The 8192-nt window shown below is 69.9% G+C and carries 6 protein-coding genes; 5 read left to right on the forward strand and 1 reads right to left on the reverse strand.

What is annotated here, in order from left to right:
- A partial coding sequence (locus U9978_RS17280) for a CoA transferase (RefSeq protein ID WP_322762175.1) occupies positions 1–2378 on the reverse strand: 2378 nt, incomplete at its 3' end.
- Between the two features lie 537 nt (positions 2379–2915).
- Between U9978_RS17280 and U9978_RS17285 the strand changes: the two genes are divergently transcribed.
- From U9978_RS17285 to U9978_RS17305, 5 genes are all read left to right on the forward strand, one after another.
- A complete protein-coding gene (locus U9978_RS17285; RefSeq protein WP_322762176.1) occupies positions 2916–4364 on the forward strand; it encodes an aldehyde dehydrogenase in 1449 nt (482 codons plus the stop codon).
- A gap of 14 nt (positions 4365–4378) precedes the next feature.
- Complete coding sequence (locus U9978_RS17290; protein ID WP_322762177.1) at positions 4379–5470, forward strand: NAD(P)-dependent alcohol dehydrogenase; 1092 nt, start codon at positions 4379–4381, stop codon at positions 5468–5470.
- Between the two features lie 230 nt (positions 5471–5700).
- Complete coding sequence (locus tag U9978_RS17295; protein WP_322762178.1) at positions 5701–6894, forward strand: ABC transporter substrate-binding protein; 1194 nt, start codon at positions 5701–5703, stop codon at positions 6892–6894.
- A gap of 89 nt (positions 6895–6983) precedes the next feature.
- On the forward strand, positions 6984–7679 hold the full coding sequence (locus U9978_RS17300) for an ABC transporter ATP-binding protein (RefSeq protein WP_322762179.1): 696 nt from the start codon (positions 6984–6986) through the stop codon (positions 7677–7679).
- Positions 7676–8192 (forward strand): branched-chain amino acid ABC transporter permease (locus U9978_RS17305; protein WP_322762180.1); only part of this gene is annotated, 517 nt, incomplete at its 3' end. The genes U9978_RS17300 and U9978_RS17305, both read left to right, overlap by 4 nt.

Raw genomic sequence — 8192 nt, forward strand, 5'->3', positions numbered from 1 at the left:
AACGGCGCCGGCCGCAACTCAGGATCGGCGATCCCGGTGAACACCGCCGGGCCGTTCTCGGTCAGTATCGGCTCTGGAAGCTGTGGCTGGGCCAACCGGCGGAAGAAACCGCGCGCCGCGAGGTGCGGGTCGGCCGGCAGGTCCGCGACCCGCTGCATCATCCCCGCGGGCACACCCGCGTGCTGAAGGCGGCTCATGACCTCGCGCGGTGGGTGGACCACCGTCCAGGCGGTCACCGCCTGCTCCACCTCGACGCGGTGCCGGCATCGGCCTGCGGCGCTCGCCAGGCGCGGGTCGTCGCACAGCTCCGGTCGCCCGATGGCCCGGCACAGGCGGCGCCAGTCCTCGTCTCCCCGAATCGTCAGCACGCACCATTCGTCGTCGCCGGCACACGGGTAGACGCCGTACGGCGCGTCGTGTCCGCCGACATTGCCTCGCGCCGCCAGGGATCCGGGAGCCAGCGACTCGCACAGGAACTGGGCGGAAAGCTGGGTGAGGATGGTCTCGGCCTGGGCGAAGCTCACCGTGGCACCGATACCGCAACGGCGGCGGGCGAGGAGGGTTGCCAGCACCGCCACGGCGCCCACTCGGGCCGCGACGTGGTCGGGATAGATGGTGCTGCTGTCGCTGAAGCTGTCCGGCACATCCGGGTAGCGCCACAGTCCCGTGATCGCGGTGGCCGCGCGAACGAGCGGGCCGTACCCCATGCGGGGGCTCCATGGTCCGGACGAGCCAAAGGCGCTGCTGTCCACCACGATCAGCCGTGGGTTGATCGTGCGTAGGCTCTGGTCGCCGAGCCCCAGGGACTCCATCGTGCCCGGCTTGAAGTTGGACAGTACGACGTCGGCCGTGGCGGCGAGGCGCTTGAAGACCGCCACGCCCTGCGGGCTGCGCAGGTCGAGACCGAGGCTGAGCTTGTTGCGGTGGCCCCAGGCGAAGGACGGGGACATCGTCGCGCCGTCCCGTGACTGCCGGCTCCCGTCGGGGAAGGCCCGGTTCTCGATCTTGATGACCTCCGCGCCCTGGTCGGCGAACAGCCGTCCCAGCTCGGCGCCGACGACGATCACCCCGAGGTCGAGGACGCGTACACCCTGCAGTGGACGGTGGGCCCGCGCGGGCGCGTCCCCGGCACCGCTCGGCGTTGCCGGCGTGGGCGTAGGCGTAGGCGTGGGCGTGGGCGTCGTGCGACGGTCGGCGACTGCGAGCGCGGCGAGCACGATGTCGTCGCCCGCACCGGGCGCCGGGGCGGGGCGCCGGATGCCGGCCCGGATGCCGTCCAGCTCGACCAGTCCGTTCGGCATCCGGCCACGCACCCCGGGTGCGATCTCCACCGTCACGAACGCGTCGCGGGTGCTGAAATGCTCACTGGTGAGGACCTCGGCCGCGTCCAGTAGGGCGGCGATGGGCACCCCCCGGCGCTGCCCCTCGGCGACGAGCTCGTCGCGGGTCGCCTCGGCGAACAACTGCCCGATGAGCCGGTAGAGGCGGGGCGCAGCCGCGAACCGCGCGCCCAAGCCGTCGAAGGCCGGCCCTGCGAACTCGGCCGGCTCGCCCAGCCAGCCGAACATGGCACGCCATTGCCGCTTGGCGAGCAGGCATATGCGCACGTACCCGTCGGCGCACCGAAAGATCGGGTAGAGGTGACGGGCATCGGGTCGACCCCGCGGCAGGCTCGCCGCGGATACTCCCCGGGACGCCGTGCCGCCGATCCCGAAGCCCGGGTCGAGGACCTGCACGATCGTCTCGTAGACGGAACAGTCGACGTGATCACCAAAGCCGGTGTCCAGCCGGCTGCTGTACGCGAGCAGCGCCGCCCACGCCGCCTGGATGGCGACCGAGGAATACACCAACCCCTCCGGCGGCAGGAGGGGTGACAGGCCGGGTATGCCGGACCGGGACAACACGCCACCCATGGCCAGCTGTACCCAGTCCGTCGCCACCCAGTCGCGGTACGGCCCGGTCTGCCCGAACTCGGTGATCGACACGACCACTAGGGCGGGCAGCACGGCACGCAGCCGATCCAGACCAAGACCCAACTCCGTGAACGTGCCCGGACACGTGCTCTCGATGAAGATGTCCGCGGTGCCGAGCAGGGCCAGGAACGCGTCCCGGCCGGACGTCGAGGTCAGGTCGAGCGTGACGCCGCGCTTGTTCGCGTTGTTCGCAACGAAGTGGAGGCTGACGCCGTCGTGCAGCGGCGCCTGCCGTCGGGAGGGGGCACCACCCGGCGGCTCGACACGGATCACGTCCGCACCCAGGTCGGCGAGGTAGCGACCGCAGAACTCGCCGATCCCGTCCGCCATGTCGACGACGCGGACGCCCGCAAGCGGACCACTACCCCGTCCAGGCGACGTGCCCGGCCCGTCTGTGCCAGCCACTTTCCGTCCTCCTTCTGCCCACGGCACACGACATTCAGCGGACGACCGGCGCCGTTCTCCGGCGGGCCGGCCCGTGAATACCGCACACCGGCGCCGCCAAGGACGTAGGACATTGACACGTGACGTGACGTCGACAATTGATGCGATGTTGATATGTGACGCGACGTCGACACGGGACGCAACATTGCCTGGGAACAGTCCGGAATATGGCACGGACCCGGGCTGGCGTACATGTCGAAGTCGGCCAACCACGCATGCCTACCTCGGCAACGTCACCGGTGGGGCCTGGGATATGCCTTGGGTACGCCCGGGGCAGGCGCGACACATTGCCGGCGCGCGCATGCGCCCATTGCGGCATCAGGCATGTTCAACTGCGCCCGGTCCGTGCCATGCTGGCGCGCACACACCGTTGCTCGCCGAAGCATTTCACGCTGGCGGCTGGTTCACGGCAGAATTCGCAGGCTCGCCGGCAACGAGGCGCGCGCCGATTCCGGGTCCGCCACCTCAGGTGGTCACATTCTTGCGGGGAGGCCTGGTATGAGCCGTCACTTCGGCTGCTTTTACATCGACGGACAGTGGACGACGCCCCTGTCGGAGACGACTACCCCGATCATCGAGGCCGCCACCGGGCAGCGGCTTGGTGACCTGCCTGAGGCGGGCGCCAAGGAGGTGGACCTGGCGGTGGCCGCCGCCAGGGCGGCCCAGCCGGCGTGGGAGGCAACTCCGGCCGTCGAGCGGGCCGACCTGCTCGAGCGGCTTGCCGGGGCGATCGAACGGCGCTCGAAGCAGATCAGTGAGATCGTCTCCCGGCAGAACGGCATGCCGCTGGCGTTGTCCACCTCCGCCAACGTCCACGCCGTGGCTGGCACACTGCGGTACTACGCGGCGCTGGCGCGCGGTGGCTTCGCCGACCAGGAGCGCCCGGCGCTGGCCTATCCCGGCACGGTGCGCCTGCAGCGGCGCCCGGTCGGGACCGTCGCGGTGATCGTGCCGTGGAACTACCCCCTCGGGCTTACCGCGATGAAGCTCGGGCCGGCGCTGGCCGCCGGCTGCACCGTGGTGCTCAAGCCCGCCCCGGAGACGTCGCTGGATGCCGCCTACCTCATGGAGGCAACCGAGGAGGCGGGCCTGCCCGCGGGCGTCGTCAACCTGATCACCGGCGGCCGGCAGACCGGAGACCTGCTGGTCAGGCATGCCGGCGTCGACAAGGTCTCCTTCACCGGCTCGACCGCCGCCGGGCGGATCATCGGGGGCATCTGCGGGACGGCGCTCAAACCGGTCACCCTCGAACTGGGCGGGAAGTCCGCGGCCGTCGTACTGGACGACGCAGACCTGCCCACAGTGATGAAGGGTCTGGGCTTCCTGTCCTTCGCCAACGCCGGACAGTCCTGCTTCCTCAACTCCCGGATTCTCGCTCCCCGCAACCTGTACGACGCGGTGGTCGACGGCCTGGTCGGCCTCGCCCGCTCCTTCGTGCTCGGCAACCCGCTCGACACCACCACGACGATGGGACCACTGGTCAGCTCGCGCCAGCGTGACCGGGTCGAGGGATACATCGCGACCGGGCGGAGCGAAGGCGCCCGGCTGGTGGCCGGCGGCGGCCGTCCCCCCGTGCAGGAGCGCGGCTGGTTCGTCGAGCCGACCGTGTTCGCCGACGTCGACAACGCCATGACCGTCGCCCGGGAAGAAATCTTCGGACCGGTCGTCTGCGTGATCCCGTATGACACGGTCGCCGACGCCGTCGACATCGCCAACGACTCGGACTACGGACTGGCCGGCAGCGTGTGGAGCGCCGACCCGGACCGGGCTCTCGGCGTCGCCCGACAGATTCAGACCGGAAGCATCGGGCTGAACATGTGGACCCTGGATCCGGGATCACCCTTCGGGGGCTGGAAGGCCAGCGGCGTCGGGAAAGAGTACGGGCCGGAGGGTCTGGACGCCTACCTCGACGTAAAGTCGATCTTCGTGCCAGCCCGGCCGGCGTGACCGGGGAGACGACCGTGCAGATCACGGCCGCGCTCTCACGCGAACCGGACAGCCCGTTCAGCATCGAGACCCTCGACCTCGCCGCACCCGGCGAGGGCGAGGTGCTGATACGCACGCTGGCGAGCGGGATATGCCACACGGATCTGGCCGTCAAGGCCGCGTGGCCGATCAAGTACGGCCCGATCGTGCTGGGTCACGAAGGCGCCGGCATCGTCGCGGAGGTGGGTGCCGGCGTCCCCGGCATCCGCCCCGGCGACACGGTCCTGCTCAGCTACCGGCGCTGCGGCCGGTGCCGGCGCTGCCGTGCCGGTCGACCGGCCTACTGCGAGCTGTTCGCTCTCCTCAACACCTCCGGCGGGCGGGCGGACGGCTCGACACCGCTGTCGCTCGACGGTTCGCCGGTACGGGGCTGCTTCTTCGGCCAGTCCAGCTTCGCGAGCCACTGCCTGACCACGGTCGACAACATCGTCGTAGTGGAGCCGGGTGTGGACCTGACCGTTCTGGCGCCGCTCGGATGTGGTGTCCAGACGGGCGTCGGCAGCGTGCTGAACGTCCTCAAGCCGGACGAGACCTCGTCCTTCGCGGTCTTCGGGGCGGGCAGTGTGGGCCTGGCCGGCCTGCTCGCCGCACGGGCGAGCGGAGTGCGCACGATCGTCGCCGTCGATCCGGTGGCCGGGCGGCGGGCGCTGGCGGCCAAGCTGGGCGCGACCGTGACGATCGACCCCGGTGTGGACGATCCGGTCGAGGCGATCAAGGACCACACCGCCGGTGGCGTCACGCACGCCCTGGACACCACGGGGGTCCCCGCTGTCCTCGCGCGGGCCATGAAGGCCCTCGGTTCGGGGGGCACGCTGGTCGCGGTGGGTCTGGGCCGGCCGGACGTGTCAGTCGACATCATTGACATCATCAGCGGCGGCAAGACGCTACGGGGTTGCATCGAGGGTGATGCCGACCCCCGCGAGTTCCTCCCCAAGCTGATGGCACTGCACGCCGAGGGCCGGCTACCGCTCGAAGAGCTGATCACCAACTATCCGTTCGCCGACATCAACCGGGCGGTAGCCGACTCGGTCGCCGGCGTCACCGTCAAGCCGGTGCTCGTCTTCTAGCCTCATGGCCCCACCCGGCGCCGCGGACGATCTGTCCGATTTTCCGGACGCTCGACGTGAGAATGCGATTTCTGCTGCTGCCGACCATGACCGAGGTCACACCGGACGCAATACGGTCAGCGCGTTCGCTCGGCGGCGCTGTCATCCGGCCAGCGCATCCAGCTTCGAGCGACGGAAGGAGAACCACGGTGCGCGCGAGGATCGGGACCATCCGTGGCGCCGCATTAGTCATGGCTGTCGCCCTCGGGGCGGCGGCCTGCGGCAGTTCGACGTCGTCAACGACCGACTCCACCCGCACGACCTCGGCGGGCACGGGAGCCTCGGCAGGCAGCACCGCGACCGGGACGCCGATCACCATCCTCACCATCACTCCGTCGGGAACGTCCGGCGCGAACTTCCCGGATATCCCCACCGTGCTCGAAGCCTTCGCCAAGGTGACGAACGCCGCGGGCGGCATTGCCGGCCACCCGCTGAAGGTGGTGTCCTGCAACGACAAGAACGACCCCAACACCGCCGGCACCTGCGCCCGCCAGGCCGTGAACGACAAGGCCGTCGCCGTGCTCGGCTCGTTCAGTCAGTTCGCCGATTCGATCCTGCCGATTCTCGACGCGGCGAAGATTCCCTACCTGGCGGCCAATGCGATTTCGGGCAGCGAATACTCGAGCACGGACTCCTACCCGCTCGTCCCCGGGCCGATCGGTTTCGCCGCGCTCGGCACGAAGGCCGGCCAGCGGTGCGCCACGACTAACGTCGTCACCTACGACCTGCCGGCGGCGGCCGGTCTCGCGCCGTTCGTCACGGTGGGCCTCGGGGCGTCGAAGAAGACGGTCAACAAGACCGTCAAGGTGCCCGTCACGACGACGGACTTCAGCAGCACGGTCAGCAACGCGAAAGACGCCGACTGCATCATCAGCATCCTGCCCGAGCAGGCCCTGAACCAGTACCTCGCCAAAGCTACGAGCCTCGGAGTCAAGCAGACGATCTTCGCCCCCTCCGGCGGCGTCGGCTCGGAGTCGTTGACCAAGTTCAAGACCCAGCTCGAGGGCTCGTACACCGTGTCCAGCTTCCCGCTCGCGACCGACCCCGTCTGGGCCGCCATGAAGCGCGAACTCGCGGCGGAGGGCAAGTCCGACGTCGACCTCACCGTCCCCCAGAACCTCAACGCGTGGGTGTCGGGCGTGGTGTTCGCCAAGGTCGCAGCCGGTCTCACCACCTTCGACGCGGCATCTTTCAAGGAGGCCCTGGACAAGACCTCGAACCTGGACACCGGCGGGTTCACCCCACCGCTGAACTTCACCAAGCCGTTCCCGGTGCCCGCGCTCGCGCGGCTGTTCGACACCTCGCTGATCGGCGTCGACATCAAGAACGGTGCCCTCGTGCAGGACGGCACGTTCGTCGACTACAAGTCAGCCCTGACGGGCTGACCCACCGCATGGCCGCGGGTGCGGGAGCGAGTCTCAGGCGCTCCCGTACCCGCACCCGCACCCGCGGCCAGCCGTCGTGAAGGAGCCCTATGTCATCGCCGGCAGTCCTGGTCAGCGGACTCACCGTCGGATTCCATGGTGTTCCGGTCGTCCGTGACCTCGACCTGGAGGTCCACCCCGGCGAGGTCGTCGCCCTCCTCGGCCGCAACGGCGCCGGCAAGACCACCACGTTGCTCACGATCGCGGGTGACCTCACCCCCGAGGGCGGGACGGTGTCGGTCGACGGTGACGGCCGTCGCCGTCGCCTGCACCAGCGGGCCCGACGTGGCCTCGGTCTGCTGACCGAGGAGCGGTGTGTGTTCATGGATCTCACCGGACACGAGAACCTGAGGCTCGGGCAGGGCAATCCGAAACAGGCACTCGCGTTCTTCCCCGAGCTCGAACCGCACCTGTCCAAGCGGGCCGGACTCCTGTCCGGCGGCCAGCAGCAGATGCTGGCGCTCGCCCGGATCCTCGCCGGCCGCCCCCGCGTCCTGCTCGCGGACGAGCTCAGCCTCGGTCTCGCCCCCCTGGTGGTCGAGCGGCTCCTGGCCGCGATACGCGACGCCGCGCAGGACGGTACCGCGGTGCTGCTCGTGGAGCAGCACGTCGCGCTGGCGCTGGAAGCAGCCGATCGCGCCTACGTGCTCGCGGACGGGCGGATAGTCCTCACCGACACCGCCGCGACCCTGCTGACCCGCGCCGACGACATCGCCACGGCCTACCTGGGAGCGGAAGCCGTATGACCGTCTTCGCACAGTCCGGGCTCCTGGGCCTAGGCAGTGGAGCGCTCATCTCCCTGCTCGGCATCGGTCTCGTCCTCGTCTACCGCGGCAGCGGTACGATCAACTTCGCCCAGGGCTCGTTCGCCCTGCTGGGCGCCTACGTCGTGCACGAGCTGCGGGAGAACCAGGGCATGCCCGCGCTCCCCGCCGTGGCAGTCGCCGCGATCCTGCTCGCAGCCGTCGGGGTGCTGGTCCAGCTCCTGCTCATGCGACCGCTGCGAGCCCGCAGCCCCCTCGTCCGGGTGATCGCCACTCTCGGTGTGCTGAGCATCATCCAGCAGTCCGTGACCATCCGTTACACCGGCCAGCAGCTCAGCGTGGCCACGACCCTCCCAGAAGAGCCCGTCCACCTCGGCTCCGTGATCGTCGGACAGCAGTCCTTCTGGCTGGCCGGCATCGCCGTCGGCGTCACCGCCGTCCTCACCGTCCTCAGCTCGCGAACGAGGCTGGGGCTCGCCGTCTCCGCCGCGGCCG

The organism is Protofrankia sp. Cr2 (genome assembly GCF_963555885.1).
Lineage (GTDB): Bacteria > Actinomycetota > Actinomycetes > Frankiales > Frankiaceae > Protofrankia.

Coding starts and splice junctions, on each gene's coding strand:
- U9978_RS17285 (WP_322762176.1), top strand. CDS start 2,916: ATGAGCCGTCACTTCGGCTGCTTTTACATCGACGGACAGTGGACGACG.
- U9978_RS17295 (WP_322762178.1), top strand. CDS start 5,701: ATGGCTGTCGCCCTCGGGGCGGCGGCCTGCGGCAGTTCGACGTCGTCA.
- U9978_RS17300 (WP_322762179.1), top strand. CDS start 6,984: ATGTCATCGCCGGCAGTCCTGGTCAGCGGACTCACCGTCGGATTCCAT.